Raw genomic sequence first — 14,414 nt, 5'->3', positions numbered from 1 at the left:
TCTTAGCGTTCGGGTTTTTCGAGCAAGCGCCGGCGTCCCTCACCCGATAATTCGGGCGCGGCCGTCAAGATCACCGTGTGCAGCGTGGTTTGCAGGGCGGTCATAGCATGGTCGCTTCGCTCCAATGCCGCTTCGAGAAGGTGCCGGTCGAACGGCTCGGCTTGGAGCGTCCGTCTGACCTCGTCGCGGGAGGCGCGCACCGCCTCGATGCGAGATACGAGTTCCGGCCGCTGCGCATCCAGGATGCTGCGGAACGTCGAGGCATCGTGCTCCGGCAATCGTGACGTGAACCGTTCTTCGAAAGATTCGATCGACAACCACGGACGCCGGTGCGTGTGTTTATAGGTGCCGACGCCGAGCCAGGCTGACAGAAACACGTTGAGTAGGAGCGAGCCCAGAAGAATCCAGGCGGTGGTTCGGGACGACAAGCTGAAAGGCTTCATCGATCGCTGAAATCCTCTTGCATGGGGGTAAGGGCAGCCGTGTTGAGCCAGTCCTCGGAGGTCGTGCCGTTGATTCCGCCGTACCAACCCAAAAGACAACCCATGATGAGCGCGAGACCGAAGGTGGCCACGCCCGGCCAATACGACGCAAACGGCCAAACGACGATGTCGGTCGGCGGCGCGATAGCGGAAACGGGCTGCTGCGGCAATGCGAGGGCTCGTTGGCAGATATGTTGCGCAAGCTGCTCGGATGGCGTTTCGATGCGCCAGAGATCGAGCAGACGGTCGATGCGCTCGGCCTCGGTGCGTTCTGCTCGAAAGCGCGAAGAGCCCGCCAGCCGGCGCCAGATCCCATGCGGCTTTGTCGGCCAACGCCGGGTATCGGCGCCGAAGGCGGCGAAATGATGTTTGAGGCGGGTCAATAGCATCGGACTCCTCCTAAGTTCGGATCAATGGGGCCAGACGTTCGCGTAGTGTGCGGCGCGCCCGGACCAGCAAAGCTTGCAAAGCGCCCACCGAGATCTCGAGAATTTCGGCGGCTTCGGCATTGCTGAACCCTTCGTAATAACACAGAACCAGGGCGCTCCTCTGGCGCATCGGCAGTTCCTCGACCGCCGAGGCGATCTGTTCGGCCTGCTGTTGCTGAGTCAGCACGGATTCCAAATCTGCGGCTTGAATAAGCGGTTCGTCGTCGCCCCAGGGCTCGTATCGGTCCCTGCGGCGGCGATCGATGCAAAGATTGACGACAATCCGTCCCAACCAGACGGCGAAAGTGCCCTTTTGCGGGGACCACGCCGCGGCGTTCACCCAAACCCGCAGAAAAGCTTCCTGCACAACTTCCTCGGCCTCGGCCGATACTCCGCTGATCCGCCGCGCCAGCGCATACATTCGGGGCGTGTGGCGGTGCACCAGTAAGGAAAAGGCGTCGTGATCGCCTTGAGCGACCCGACTCATGAGGATTTCGTCGCGGATCGATGCGGTATCGCCGTTCTGCTCCTGTCGGCGGGACTGAAATCCGGTTCCGGATGTCATGATCGAGCAGGACAAATCGTTCACGACCAGTTGCTGTTTAGGTACGCCGATTCGATCGGAACGGCGGTGAGTGGATCGGCGTCCCCGATAGGCGAGCATCGTAGGTCGGCAATCCTTTGCCGACGCATGTATCGGCAAAGGATTGCCGACCTACCAAAAGAGATTGGTACCGGGGAAATTCGCGAAAACGCTTTCATATCTCTATATACGCAGGTACGGGAAAAAACCTGCGCGCGCTGAAATATCGGAAAACGGGGGCAGGACGGTCAGAAGAACTTCTCGTGCAGAGACAGGATGACTTCCATCACGATGAGAATGACGATGTACCACTCCACGCGGAGCGTCTGACGGCTGTTGACCAGGTCCAGATAGGTTTCGGCGGTGCGGGAGATCAGTTCCAGCTTGCGCGATAGCGCCAGATCCCGATCACGCAGTTCGTATTCGTAGGCCAGCCTCTCATAAAGGCGGTCGAGTTCGATGTCTTCCCAGGTGATTTCCGGCTTTTCGGTGACTTCGACGCGGCCCACGGTCCGGGTCAAAATCAACAAGACGTTGCCGATTTCGTTGAGTATCTCTTTCTTGTCCCGGGCGGGGCCTAGGCCCTGGCTCAGGCGTTCCGCCAGCCGCTCGACGCGGTCGAAGACCTCTCCGACGCTGCGTTCGTAATAACCCAGCACGCAGCTTTTCGCCAGCACGTGGGCGACGACTTGCAGCCGGCCCGTAGTCGCTTCGGTAAGACTCAATCGCCCATTTGTATCGAAGCGCTCGGGCCGGTCGGGATCGATGATGATGTCTACCTCGTCCGATTCGGGGTGCGCAAACGGATTTTGGACCGACGGTGCCAGGCGCTCGAGGATTTCCGTTTCTTCGGATCGGGTGAGACCGACGAGCACGACGACGCCGAAGCGAAAAATGAGGCTGTAACCCCTTGGACCCACCAGCATGGTCAGCGGTCCCACGGCGAGCCGACTGCCGCGCTCCAGATCCCGAATATCGATGCGGGTCCCGAGAAACCAGGCCCGTGCGCGTAAAAGTTGGGCGGCTTCGGTCGCCTTTTGAATGTCCTCCGTTTGCACCGGCTCTGGTCCTTATAGGCTATTCATCGCGTTTCGAAGCGGTATGCCGCTCGCCGAATTTTTCGGCGACCTGCTTGTAATAACGGTCGTGCAGCGCCAGGTTGCCGCCGCGCATTTCTCCCAGCCGCTGCACGAGCAGATGCAGCCGATTTAAACCCTCCCGGTATTGCGCCGATGAATCGTCGCACAGCTCGATCAGTCGGCCGACGTCTTCGATCTCCCGCCGCAAACGCACTTCCTCGGGAACATAGCCGGCGTTCTTGAGAACCCGGTACGCCATGCGCAGATCGGCAGGCACCAGGGCCAGTTCCTCTTCGTCGGGTACGGGTTTGCCGGCGCCGGGCAAATCGTTCAAATCGCCGCGCGCGATGGCCTCCCGGATTTTTTCTTCCGCGATTCGATCGAGAAATGCGAGCGTACTCATGGGGCTATGGAAAAACCTTAGTGATGCCTCTCGTGAATTTCCCGGTGCAGTGCCTTGTATTCCTCGGAGAGTTTGTGCTCCGGCGCGTAATGGATCAGCGGCTTGGATTCGCTATGGGATTCGCGCACCTTCACCGAGGGCGAAAGCTTGGTCTGCAATACCGGATGGCCTTCCGAGATCAGCTGGTTGACCAGTTGCTGAGGCAAATTGGCGCGGCCCTGGAACTGGTTGACGATGATGCCTTCGATTTCCAGCGCGTCGTTGTGGTCCGCCTTGATCTCGCCGATCACGGCCAGCAGGTTGTACAGCGCTTCCCGCGAAAAGGCGTCGCAATCGAAGGGAATCAGGCAGCGCCGGGCGGCGATCAAGGCCGATCGGCTGTAGAAGTTGAGTACCGGCGGCGTGTCGATATAGATGCGCTCGAATTCGCCGAGAGCATCCAGCGCCTCGCGCAGCTTGTAAATCTTATAACGGGATTCGAGCCGGCTCTGCAGCGGTTCCAATTCGGGATGCGAGGGCACCACATAGAGGTTAGGGAACGGCGTTTCGTGTATGGCGCTATCCAGCCCGGTGTTCGGGCTCTTGCCGAACAGGTTCAGGCTTAAGGTGTCCTTGAAGAAGTGGGCGATGCTGGCGTCCGGATCGGCCACCTTCTGGCCCAGCAAATAATGGGTGGAGTTGCCCTGGATATCGAGATCGACAACCAAGGTTTTCTTGCCTTCGGCGGCGCTGATGGCGGCGAGATTGCAGGCAATCGTGGACTTACCGACGCCCCCCTTTTGATTGAAAATAACGCGGCGCATAGAAGTTCTCTTGATGGATGGGTAAAAAATATCCAGAAAAGTATAGAGAACAATAGCATCCGATAGCTAGGGAAACCCCGAACAAATGAGGAAGCCGTTTGTGTCCGGCCTGCGTCTCGCACCCTTCCAATCGCAAACGGACCTTTAGTCGGTCCCTTCCAATCGCAAACGGACCTTTAGTCGGTCCCTTCCAATCGCAAACGGCATCTCTGGGAGCGCCAGAGCTGCCCTTCCGACAAAGCCCTTCGCCGAGCCGATACGTCGGCAAGGGATTGCCGACCTACATATCCGAATCCCTTACACCGATTCGGAAAACGCTCTCTGGGAGCGCTAGAACGACCCTTCCAGGAGCGCCGGAGCCACCTTTTCAATCGCAGACGGTCGCTCGGAAATGCCGAAACCCGATCAAAGAACCGCGAGCCGATAAACGAGCCCCGCCATGGCACAAATACCGATCAGAGGAATAACGCCCAGCTTGAAGCGGAGCAATGCCGTCGCCGAGGTTAGAGCGATTCCCACGGACAGCCAATCGACAGGGCCGTTCAGGCCGTTGGGCCAGAACAGGTGATAAGCGAAGAACACGGCAAGATTCAATATCACGCCCACCATGGCGGCGGTTATGCCGGTCAGGGGCGCGGTGAACTTGATGTTGCCATGGGTCGCTTCCGCCAGCGGCCCGCCCAGCAGGACGAGCAGAAACGACGGCAGAAACGTGAAATAGGTCGCGATCACCGCCCCGGCGGCACCTCCGAGCAAGGGCGCGCCGTCGATCAAATCCTTGCTCCAGCCGGCCAGGAAGCCCACGAAGGTAACCACCATAATCAAAGGACCCGGCGTGGTTTCTCCCAATGCCAGCCCATCCATCATTTGGGGAGCGGTCAGCCAGTGGTAATGCTCGACCGCCCCTTGATAAACGTAAGGCAGCACCGAGTAGGCGCCGCCGAAAGTCAGCAGGGCGGTTTTGGTGAAGAACCAGCCCATCTGAACGGCATCTCCCTGCCAGCCCCGATCCTGATCCAGGAGCGCCAGGATTCCTCCCCACGAAATCAGTCCGACGATCGCCAGGGCCATCAGCCTCGGCCGGGACAGCCTGGCGTGATCCGGCGTCGGCGTGCGGTCGTCTATGATCGATGGACCGAAGTTCTTGTCGGGGTTGCCGTGATCATCCGCGGCCCGGAAAAATCGCGGTGCGAGACGTCCGCCCAGGGCACCCAGCAGGGCCGCAGCCAGAATGATGGCGGGGAAAGGAACGGAGAGCACCGAAATGGCAAGAAAGGCCAGCACGGCGATGCTCCAAAGGACGCCGTTTTTCAGTGCCCGTGAACCGATGCGATAGGCGGCGAAAACCACGATCGCCACCACCGCCGGCTTGATGCCGTAGAGCACGCCGGCAACCGCCGGCAGACTGCCGAAAGTCATGTAAATCCAGGACAGCAGGATCAGAATGGCCAGAGAGGGCAGGATGAACAGGACGCCGGCGGCGATTCCGCCTCTGAGGCCATGGAGCAGCCAGCCGATATAGGTGGCCAGTTGCAAGGCTTCCGGCCCCGGCAGGAGCATGCAGTAGTTGAGGGCATGAAGATAGCGCCGCTCCGAAATCCAGCGCCGCCGTTCCACCAGTTCCTGGTGCATGATGGCGATTTGCCCGGCTGGCCCCCCGAAGCTGATGAAGCCCAGTTTCAGCCAGAACCGCAAGGCTTCGCCGAAGTTGACGGTGGGATTTTCGTTTGTAGCGAGGTATTCGATCGGGCCGTTTTGCTGATCCATTATTATCCGAGAAACGGCAGTTGGACGTGACGGAGTGTGCGGCGGGCGGGTCGCCTGGCAAGGCGCGACGCCGCCGCGGGGTAGTCTCCCGCAAGAAGGAGCAACGCCGCCAGGTGGCCCGCCCGCCGTGCAATCGGGTGCGTAGCGGCTTCACCCAAAAGGTGAGATTGATGCAGGGCGGGACGTTCAGGATTCATCGGGCTTTTCTGGTGCATCGAAGCGGTCAACTGCCGTTTCTAGGATTATTGGTGCCGAAACCTTGGGCGACCCAATAACGGCCGCGACATATTTTAACCGTCTATCAACCGGCGCAGCAGTTCGAATCCTTCTTCCCAATTGTCCAAGCCGCTCGATGCATTGATATGTCCGCACGGCGCGATCTCGACAAGTTGGCTGCCCCAAGCCGCCGCACAGCGCCGAGCGTAATCCGGGCTGCCGTAGGGATCGTCGGGACTGGCGACGACCGTACTCGGGAATGGGAGGTTCATGCGGGGCACCGGCGAAAAGCCTACCGCTCCACTTGGAAAAGTCGCCAAAGAGGGATCGGGAGGTGCGACCAGCAATGCGCCATGAATCGAACGCCCCATCTGCTGGGCCCAGTGGGCAACGAGGAGACACCCCAAGCTGTGTGCAACGAGTACGGTGTGCGGTCCGGATTCCGATACGGCGATTTCGAGTTGCTCGATCCAGTCGCCGCAAACCGGATTATTCCATTCTTTTTGTTGAACCCGGCGGAACTCGGGATGCTTGATTTCCCATCGGGTTTGCCAGTGTTCGGACCCGGAGTTGCCGATACCGGGAACTATGAGTACCGGGTTTTGAATGCGAACCTCAACTATCGGTACAACGTCTCGTCGGACGGGCGCAGGTCGATAAGCCATGTCGATGATCCCCGGCTACCGATTGACGGCTTCCAGCGTCGTTTCCCGCTTCGTGTTGCCGTCGAATGTCCTAAGGCGCTTCGGCTGTAAGTAAACTTTATCGCCTTCGCTCAAGCCTTTGCGGCCGAACTGGTCGCGGGTCAGTTCGACTTCCACGGACCCGCGATCGTCGATGCGTTCCAGTTCGATGCGCACGGTGGCTCCCAGCGGACGGATATCGCGTATCTTGGCGGCGATGGTGCCGGTGCCGCCGCCGTCTCGCAGGATCTCGATTTCATGGGGCCGTACGTAGAAGATCGCCGATTCCGGATGATCGGAGCCGCCGGTGAGGTCCACCTCCGTTTCGCCGATGCGGGCATGGCCGTCGTGGACGCGACCGTGGAACAGGTTGACGTCGCCCAGAAAGTGGTAGACGAAGGGCGTTTCCGGGTGGTCATAAACTTCGTCGGGCGTACCGATCTGCTCGACCCGGCCCTCGTTCAGCACCACCACGCGGTCGGCCACTTCCAGAGCCTCTTCCTGATCGTGGGTGACGAACACGCTGGTGACGTGCAATTCGTCGTGCAAACGTCGCAACCAGCGGCGCAAATCCTTGCGGACCTTGGCGTCGAGTGCGCCGAACGGTTCGTCGAGGAGCAGCACCTTGGGTTCGACCGCCAAGGCCCGTGCCAAGGCGATGCGCTGGCGCTGGCCGCCCGACAACTGGCCGGGATAACGGTCGGCCAGCCAATCCAGCTGCACCAGGTTCAGCAAATCGTGCACCTTGCGCCGGATCTCGCTTTCCGAAGGCCGCTGGCCTCTCGGCCGGACCCGAAGACCGAAGGCGATGTTCTCGAATACCGTCATGTGCCGGAACAGGGCGTAATGCTGAAACACGAATCCGACTTGCCGTTCCCGTACGTGGCGGTTGGTCGCATCCTCGCCGTAAAACAGGATAGAGCCCGAATCGGGTGCCTCCAGCCCCGCGATGATGCGCAGCAAGGTCGTCTTGCCGCAGCCGGAAGGCCCCAAGAGCGCCACCAGTTCGCCGCTGCCGATGTTCAAGGTAATGTTCTTAAGAGCCTTGAATCGGCCGAAGGATTTTTCCACGTCGTTGATTTCTATGCTCATATCCGAGTGCTCCTGGATTTTTGTAGAGCGGCTTAGCAGGGATGGACCTTCTGATTCGGCGGGTTACGCTTTCGGCGGGTTACGCTGCGCTAACCCGCCCTACGACCTACGATCGATCGACGGTCTGCTGTTTGATGCGCCATTCGAGAATGCTCTTGGCCGCCAGCGTCACCAAAGCCAGCAGCGCCAGCACGGAAGCCACCGAAAACGCCGCGGCGCTGTTGTATTCGTTGTACAGAATCTCCACGTGCAGCGGGACGGTGTTGGTCATTCCCCGGATATGGCCGGACACCACCGATACCGCGCCGAATTCGCCCATGGCGCGCGCGTTGCAGAGGATCACGCCGTAGAGCAGGCCCCATTTGACGTTGGGCAGGGTGACGCGCCAGAAGGCCTGCCAGCCGGAGGCGCCCAAGACGATCGCGGCTTCCTCTTCCTCGGTGCCCTGCGCCTGCATGAGCGGAACGAGTTCGCGGGCTACGAACGGAAAGGTGACGAAAATCGTGGCCAGGACGATGCCGGGGACGGCGAAGATCAGCTTGATGTCGTGCTCTTGCAGCCACGGGCCGAGCCAGCCCTGGAGTCCGAACAGCAGCACGTAGATCAGTCCCGAGACCACCGGCGATACCGAGAACGGTAGGTCGATCAGGGTCATCAACAGGCTTTTTCCCGGAAATTCGAATTTGGCGATAGCCCAGGCGGCAGCGATGCCGAACACCAGGTTCAGCGGCACGGCGATGGCCGCCGCCAAGACCGTCAGCCACATGGCGGAAAGCGCATTGGGCTCGATCAGCGCGGCTCCATACGCAGCCCAGCCTTTGCCGAGGGCTTGGGTGAATACGACGGTCAGCGGCAAAAACAGAAAGCCGAACAGAAAAGCCAGGGCCAAAGCGGTCAGCAGCCAGCGGACGAGCGCCGGCTCGCGATTCGTACGGCTGGCGGTGCGGGTTCGGCTGATCGATGAAGGGAGGGCAATCGAAGACATTTGGTATTCCTTGCAAATGTTAAGCGCGGCGCAGTTGGCTCCAGCGCTGGAGCCCGTTGATGGCCAGCAGCAGGCCGAACGATACGATCAGCATGGACACGGCCAAGGCCGTGGCGCCGGCGTAGTCGTACTGTTCCAGCTTGGTGATGATGAGGAGCGGCGTGATTTCCGAAACCATAGGAATATTGCCGGCGACGAAAATGACCGAACCGTATTCGCCGACGGCGCGCGCGAAGGCCAGGGCAAATCCGGTCAGGAGCGCCGGCAGCAGCGTCGGCAGGATAACCTTTTGAAAGGTCTGCCAGCGATTGGCGCCGAGGCTGGCCGCGGCTTCCTCCAATTCGGTCTCGAAATCCTCCAGGATCGGCTGAACCGTGCGGACGACAAAGGGCAGGCCGATGAAGGTCAACGCGAGAATCACGCCTAGCGGCGTGTACGCGATCTTGATCCCCAAGGGAGTAAAGATCTGGCCGATCCAGCCCTTGCTCGAATAAAGTGTCGCCAGCGCGATGCCGGCCACGGCGGTCGGCAAGGCAAACGGCAAGTCGACGAAGGCGTCCACGAGCTTTTTGCCGAAGAAGTCGTAGCGGACCAGAACCCAGGCCACCAGCAGCCCGAATACGGCGTTAATGCAGGCACCGGCCAGCGCGGCCCCGAAAGTCAGCTTGTAAGAGGCCAAAACCCGCGGGGCGGTAATCACTGTCCAGAATCCGTCCCAGCCCAGCGTGGCGCTCTTCAGAACCGTTGCCGAGAGGGGCACCAGCACGATGAGACTCAAGTATGTCAACGTGAATCCCAGGGTTATCGAAAAACCGGGCAATACTCCATGTTTTTTCAGCATCGCCAAGAGAACTCCCATCAGGTGTGAGGTTGTTTGCTTGTACGATAACAGCGCACGGTTATTCTCAAAAATAATAAAAATGCTTGTTCTTATAACCAGAAGTCATTATTGGGCAGGTACAACCGGCCAAGGTCACTCAATGAAATCGACCTGGCTTGGCTATCTGATCGCACGGCAATTGGAGTGTCACCTTGCCGCAGAAATTTCGGAAGCAGTTTTGGCTCAACGCAGCCGCATGGGTCGTATGAGAGATCCTTGGCAGCGCGATGATCTCGCCCGCCGGTTGTGTGGGACACGCTACCGAGCGGGTGAGAGCGATTCGTCACCGCAGGCACAGGTGCCTGGTCCTCGTGCCGACGGTAGATCCGTCCGGGCTTGGTTTGCTTCCACCACCGGCACGATCCTATGGGCATGTTCTCGTGACAGGCGAACCGGCGGTGGAAGAGCCACCGCTTGCGCAGTGATCTGAGTCTCCAAAGCATCATAAAAAAACCAAGGGTTCCGCCGCCCCGGTGTCAGAAAATTTTACAAGTCATGGGCCGGTCGCCGGTAGCACATTTGCTATCACGAAATTAAGAAAAATCAAACTTTTACGAAAGATCAGGTCAGGTTTTTGGCAAGGCTGAGCTTTCAAAGCTAACTGCATATCAGGTTTCTACGAAACATCGAAGGATCCGGATGTTTCAGGGACTTTACGGCGCCAATTTCCGTGTTACCTAGAAAGTGTATTGAAGAACAAATAGATGAATGTCTGGCACAAAAATTGACTGAACTGTGGCAGCGTCTGGAAAAGGCGCTTTGTGCGCAATCCGGCCGTTCATCTTTGATTAGGATTGCTTCCCGGCGAGGGGCATTCGTCGAGCGAGACTCGCGGATCTCAAGGACGCGGCCGGGCGAAATAATCGGCATTTGCTGTCTTCACGCCTACATACCGACAAGGATAAGGATGATGTCGTATGAAAACGATTGCAGGAAAAGTACTAGCCCGCATTTCTCACACCCCTTCCAATCGCAAACGGGCCTTTAGTCGGCCCCTTCCAATCGCAAACGGCATCTCTGGGAGCGTCAGAGATGCCCTTCCAATCGCAAACGGTCGCTCCCGGAGCGCCGAAGCGACCCTTCCTACTGCGGACGCCGCCCAATCGCAAACGGTCGCTTTAGTCGCGACCCTTCCACTCACTGTGACACGCCGTCTTTGCGCTACGCCATCCGGCTGCGCACAAAGTCCAGGGCAGCCTTCCGTGGCCGCCCGCTCAGCGGGCCCATCCTTCACCGGAGGATGGGCTTCTCCGCCTCGCCCCTCTCGCCGGCTCGACGTAGTGTCAGCTACGCCTTCGCCGTCGCTCAGTCCGTGCGGCGCGCCACAGCGGCGTCTCGACGCCCTCGCGACGAAAGGGTGTGAGAAATGCAGGCTAGTCTGGTGGTCCTCGATAGCGCGAGCGTCGCCAGGTTTCAATCAAGCTTATTGAAAAGCTGTCTCGATTTCCCGATCGGGTTTTGATCGGCCTCGGCCCACCACATCGAGGCTTTCGACATTCCGCTATTGCTGCCGGTCAATAGCTGTTTTAAGGAGAAAACGAATGTCAACAACGGAATATTTCCTGTCTTTAGAAAGCTTGCCCGACCAGAATATTCAGCACCCCACTAATCCCGAATCTACGGGATTTAACCGCACATTCATTCGTCTGATCGCAATAGCATTGATAGCATTATGCATGGCGGTCGTATTGGGGGTACGCTGGAGCAATTTTACCTATTACTGGTACCAGCCGTTCGTGAATGCCTACTCGATTACGGTTGGAGTATTTATTATTTCGCGCTTCGTGCTTTCCGTTTTCTATAAACCGCCGAAGGATGTCGGTATAGCGCCTACAGTCAGTATCATCATTACCGCTTTCAACGAAGAAGAAGCGATTTACCGAACTGTCGAATGCTGTTATTCCGTCGATTATCCGCCCGAGAATTTCGAAGTGATTGTCGTCGACGATGGATCGACCGACGGTACATTGAGGGAAGTCAGTCGCGCTCAAGAACGCTGGCCGCAACTCACACTGGTGTCCTTCGATCGCAATAAAGGGAAACGCGAGGCGATGGCGGCCGGAGCCCGCGTATCGAGCGGGGAAATCCTGGTTTATGTGGACTCGGACAGTTTTGTCCGGCGAGATGGGATAAAAAAAATCGTCCAGGGCTTTGCCGATCCCACGGTCGCCGCGGTAGCCGGACATACCGAGGTCGCAAACGTCGCAGAAAATGGCCTCACCCGGATGCAACAGGCACGCTACTATGTGGCATTCCGAGTTATCAAGGCCGCTGAGAGTATATTCGGCGCCGTTACCTGCTGTCCCGGTTGTTTCTCCGCTTACCGCCGTAGTTGTGTGATGGAGGTTCTCGATCGCTGGCTCAACCAGCATTTTCTCGGCGTTCGCGCTACCTTCGGAGATGACCGCAGCTTGACCAATATGCTGCTGCGCAAATATCGCGTGATTTACTCGGGAGAAGCGATTGCTACGACTATCGTCCCCGAAAAGCATCGGAAATTTCTCAAACAGCAGCTGCGCTGGAAAAAGTCGTGGTTCCGAGAAAGTTTAATCGCAGCGACTTTTATGTGGAAAAAACCTCCGCTTGCAGCCGTCGCTTTTTATGCCCAATTGCTGTTCCCGATAGTGGCTCCCATCCTGATACTTCGTATGTGTCTATGGCTGCCGATCGCCAATAACGATTTCATATCGCCGATGGTGTACTTTCTCGGCACGGTAATGATAGGGCTTATGTTTTCGGCTTATTACCTTTTCTGGAAATCCGATAGAAACTGGATTTATGGCCTTTATTTTACGATTTATTACATGATCTTCTTGGTCTGGCAGATGCCGTATGCGATTGCCACTCAGCGAAACAACGGATGGGGGACGCGGTGATGGCCACGAAGCAAACAGTTGTCGTAAGCGAGTTTCCCAGCAGCGCGCACCCGGTCGGACATTGGCGCAATCTGTTTTGGTGGATAGCCTTGGCCGTCACGGTGACAGCGATTCTGCAAGGTGTGGAATACATGTCGAGCGCGTCGTCCTCGCCCCCGCCGGCCCCGATTATGGCTGGGCAGGAGAGAGAAGCGTTCGTCGCGCTGGTGTTCGGCAAGATCAGCTCCTCGCGCGACTCCGCGATTCCGACGGAGTCATTCCGGGCTGATATGACAGCTTTGAAAAAGGCCGGTTATTCCACGGTGCGGCTCGCACAAGTGCGCCGGTGGCAGCTTGATGACGAGGCTGCGCTGCCGGAAAAACCTCTGCTGCTGACATTCGACGAAGCGTACAGGGAAACCCTGGAGACCGCGGACGAGGTGTTCGCGTCCGTGGGCATGACGGGAGTCGTATTCGTCAATCCGAGCTTGCTGGATCAGGCCAATATCCACATGGTTTCTTGGCACAGACTCAAACAGCTGGTCAAGAGCGGTCGCTGGGAAGTGGGCGTATCCGGCTGTCAGGATTCCGGTGTTGGAGGCTTTACATCGACCGAAGTTCTGGCGCAGAGATACGCCCGAGAGCGCAAGGTACTGGAGCAGCGGCTCGGACAGCCCATTATCGCCGCGGATTGTTCGCGTGCCTGGAACGCGGATCAGAGCGGCGAAGCCGACATCTGGCCCCAGACCTTGAAAGCGGCGTCTCTTTCCGTGGGTTTTGTTACCGGTCTTTGGGGAGCCAACTACCGGGATGACCCCTGGTCCGGTCTCAGACGAATTCGGGTGTCGAAGGAGTGGAGCGAAGCGGATCTGCTCGCTCGGCTCGAAGCCCATGCACCGCGCCGGAAGCCTTTCATCGATCACTTTCAAGCCGCTCGTTCTGCCCCGGACTGGGTGGTGGACAGAGGCGAAATCGCCATCGAGGATGGCGCGCTTCGGGTGGCCAGCAAGGAGGGAGAGCAGGGGGCGCTGGTCATGCTCGGCGGCACGGAGCATTGGCAAAATGCCGGCGTGGAAGTGCAACTCGAGGGACAACCGCAAGGTCAATTTTGGATTTCCTTGCGGCAACGACAAGGCGAGCCGTTCGTCCGGCTGGGCGTTTCCGAGGGGCTGGCTCTGCTCCAGGCACGCAATAAGGACGGTAGCTTCAATCAACTCGCGAGTCGGGAAGTGCTTTCAGGGACTATCACCTTAGCGTTGCGAGTCGTTGATTCCCGAGTGGTCGCATCGGTAAACGGACGTCCGCTGTTAAAGCGGCCGGCCGAGATGCCTGCGGGATCCGATTACGGTCCCTTAACGCTCGCGGTCTGGAACGAAAGCGATGAGGATCCGGCGGGCGCGGGCAGCGCATCCGTGCGCCTGAACTGGGTAAAGGCAGAACCGTTGCCGCAAAAATACGGGATCGTGGCCGCGATACCCGGGGCAGCCGCCTGGACAAAGCTTCGCCGCGAAGTCGATGATCTATACATGCTCAGCCCAAAGTATTTCACCTGGGCGAGCGGGGGCACGCATAAAGAGGTAGAGAATCGCGACCTTGCCGTGGAGATCTTCGCCCGCCATCATCGGCTCAAGTTTTTGCCGGCCTTGATCCTTGAGGACAACATTCGGTCATCCGAGACCGTCGCGCTGGCCGAGCAGGCATTGAATTGGGCGGCAGACCCAGCATTCGACGGCCTGAACATCATCATGAAACGCTCCACCGCCGGGGATCGGCAATCGAAAGACTTTCTCGCCAATCTCGACGCGCGCATGGCGGCGAAGGGCAAGATCTTGGCCGTCACCATGGTTGGCGACATAGGGCAGGACGTATTCTCTCTCAGCCGCGACGACTTGGTGCTGGTGAAGGATGGGGGCAACATAGTCTCTGAAGATGAATATACCGTGGCTTCTGTGCCGTGACGGCAGTCGGAGCCACGGGAAACGTGGCGCAGAAAATTTCCAATGGCACAGATCTTGGCAAGCAGATGAAACAAATCATCGGATTCATCGTATTGGACAGCCAGCGGTAAAGTATGGCTATAATCGGATAGGCAGTCGGCAGGACACGGGCTGTCGGTACGAGTGGATGAGGGTAGCGGTTTCGGCTATCCAAGAAGAGG

General features: G+C 58.6%; 13 protein-coding genes. 2 read left to right on the top strand and 11 right to left on the bottom strand.

Going from position 1 to position 14,414, the window contains the following annotated elements; all coding sequences use genetic code 11:
- Positions 1-2: 2 nt before the first annotated feature.
- The 11 genes from ACWJJK_RS17785 to cysT form a co-directional block, all read right to left on the bottom strand.
- The gene (locus ACWJJK_RS17785) at positions 3-443 is read right to left on the bottom strand and encodes a periplasmic heavy metal sensor (RefSeq protein WP_077727853.1); all 441 of its coding nucleotides are present in this window, start codon (positions 441-443) and stop codon (positions 3-5) included.
- Entirely contained in the window at positions 440-871 is a 432-nt protein-coding gene (locus tag ACWJJK_RS17780) for a hypothetical protein (RefSeq protein WP_077727854.1), read from the bottom strand. Before ACWJJK_RS17780 ends, ACWJJK_RS17785 begins: the two co-directional genes overlap by 4 nt.
- Before the next feature lie 10 nt (positions 872-881).
- A complete protein-coding gene (locus ACWJJK_RS17775; protein WP_434111673.1) occupies positions 882-1,574 on the bottom strand; it encodes a sigma-70 family RNA polymerase sigma factor in 693 nt (230 codons plus the stop codon).
- A 167-nt stretch (positions 1,575-1,741) separates the two neighbouring features.
- Complete coding sequence (locus ACWJJK_RS17770; RefSeq protein ID WP_240502348.1) at positions 1,742-2,551, bottom strand: RMD1 family protein; 810 nt, start codon at positions 2,549-2,551, stop codon at positions 1,742-1,744.
- A 19-nt stretch (positions 2,552-2,570) separates the two neighbouring features.
- Positions 2,571-2,975 (bottom strand): DnaJ family domain-containing protein, encoded by a 405-nt coding sequence (locus tag ACWJJK_RS17765; RefSeq protein WP_077727855.1) that lies wholly within the window; start codon positions 2,973-2,975, stop codon positions 2,571-2,573.
- Between the two features lie 17 nt (positions 2,976-2,992).
- Entirely contained in the window at positions 2,993-3,778 is a 786-nt protein-coding gene (locus ACWJJK_RS17760) for a ParA family protein (RefSeq protein WP_077727856.1), read from the bottom strand.
- A 405-nt stretch (positions 3,779-4,183) separates the two neighbouring features.
- Positions 4,184-5,545 (bottom strand): chromate efflux transporter, encoded by a 1,362-nt coding sequence (gene chrA / locus ACWJJK_RS17755; RefSeq protein ID WP_077727857.1) that lies wholly within the window; start codon positions 5,543-5,545, stop codon positions 4,184-4,186.
- Positions 5,546-5,835: 290 nt separating this feature from the next.
- Positions 5,836-6,426, bottom strand: coding sequence for an alpha/beta hydrolase (locus ACWJJK_RS17750; RefSeq protein ID WP_133716748.1), 591 nt, complete (start codon positions 6,424-6,426; stop codon positions 5,836-5,838).
- Between the two features lie 15 nt (positions 6,427-6,441).
- Positions 6,442-7,536, bottom strand: coding sequence for a TOBE-like domain-containing protein (locus tag ACWJJK_RS17745; RefSeq protein ID WP_434148218.1), 1,095 nt, complete (start codon positions 7,534-7,536; stop codon positions 6,442-6,444).
- A gap of 106 nt (positions 7,537-7,642) precedes the next feature.
- On the bottom strand, positions 7,643-8,521 hold the full coding sequence (cysW, locus tag ACWJJK_RS17740; RefSeq protein WP_454128329.1) for a sulfate ABC transporter permease subunit CysW: 879 nt from the start codon (positions 8,519-8,521) through the stop codon (positions 7,643-7,645).
- Between the two features lie 19 nt (positions 8,522-8,540).
- Positions 8,541-9,359 carry a sulfate ABC transporter permease subunit CysT gene (gene cysT, locus ACWJJK_RS17735; RefSeq protein ID WP_434152143.1) on the bottom strand — a complete coding sequence of 273 codons (819 nt, stop codon included), beginning with the start codon at positions 9,357-9,359 and terminating at the stop codon, positions 8,541-8,543.
- Positions 9,360-10,942: 1,583 nt separating this feature from the next.
- Between cysT and ACWJJK_RS17730 the strand changes: the two genes are divergently transcribed.
- Together ACWJJK_RS17730 and ACWJJK_RS17725 are read left to right on the top strand one after the other, a co-directional pair.
- Positions 10,943-12,277 (top strand): glycosyltransferase family 2 protein, encoded by a 1,335-nt coding sequence (locus ACWJJK_RS17730; RefSeq protein ID WP_077727863.1) that lies wholly within the window; start codon positions 10,943-10,945, stop codon positions 12,275-12,277.
- A complete protein-coding gene (locus ACWJJK_RS17725) occupies positions 12,277-14,214 on the top strand; it encodes a polysaccharide deacetylase family protein (RefSeq protein ID WP_166642502.1) in 1,938 nt (645 codons plus the stop codon). Before ACWJJK_RS17730 ends, ACWJJK_RS17725 begins: the two co-directional genes overlap by 1 nt.
- The last annotated feature ends 200 nt before the right edge of the window (positions 14,215-14,414 follow it).

It is taken from the genome of Methylocaldum gracile, assembly GCF_053646815.1.
Note: the sequence above shows the minus strand (reverse complement) of the source record. Positions and strands in the feature narration are given on the sequence as shown.

Bases quoted from the DNA above. Each gene is read 5' to 3' on its own strand.
- ACWJJK_RS17785 (WP_077727853.1), bottom strand. From the start codon at position 443: ATGAAGCCTTTCAGCTTGTCGTCCCGAACCACCGCCTGGATTCTTCTG.
- ACWJJK_RS17780 (WP_077727854.1), bottom strand. From the start codon at position 871: ATGCTATTGACCCGCCTCAAACATCATTTCGCCGCCTTCGGCGCCGAT.
- ACWJJK_RS17775 (WP_434111673.1), bottom strand. From the start codon at position 1,574: ATGCTCGCCTATCGGGGACGCCGATCCACTCACCGCCGTTCCGATCGA.
- ACWJJK_RS17765 (WP_077727855.1), bottom strand. From the start codon at position 2,975: ATGAGTACGCTCGCATTTCTCGATCGAATCGCGGAAGAAAAAATCCGG.
- ACWJJK_RS17760 (WP_077727856.1), bottom strand. From the start codon at position 3,778: ATGCGCCGCGTTATTTTCAATCAAAAGGGGGGCGTCGGTAAGTCCACG.
- chrA (WP_077727857.1), bottom strand. From the start codon at position 5,545: ATGGATCAGCAAAACGGCCCGATCGAATACCTCGCTACAAACGAAAAT.
- ACWJJK_RS17750 (WP_133716748.1), bottom strand. From the start codon at position 6,426: ATGGCTTATCGACCTGCGCCCGTCCGACGAGACGTTGTACCGATAGTT.
- ACWJJK_RS17745 (WP_434148218.1), bottom strand. From the start codon at position 7,536: ATGAGCATAGAAATCAACGACGTGGAAAAATCCTTCGGCCGATTCAAG.
- cysW (WP_454128329.1), bottom strand. From the start codon at position 8,521: ATGTCTTCGATTGCCCTCCCTTCATCGATCAGCCGAACCCGCACCGCC.
- ACWJJK_RS17730 (WP_077727863.1), top strand. From the start codon at position 10,943: ATGTCAACAACGGAATATTTCCTGTCTTTAGAAAGCTTGCCCGACCAG.
- ACWJJK_RS17725 (WP_166642502.1), top strand. From the start codon at position 12,277: ATGGCCACGAAGCAAACAGTTGTCGTAAGCGAGTTTCCCAGCAGCGCG.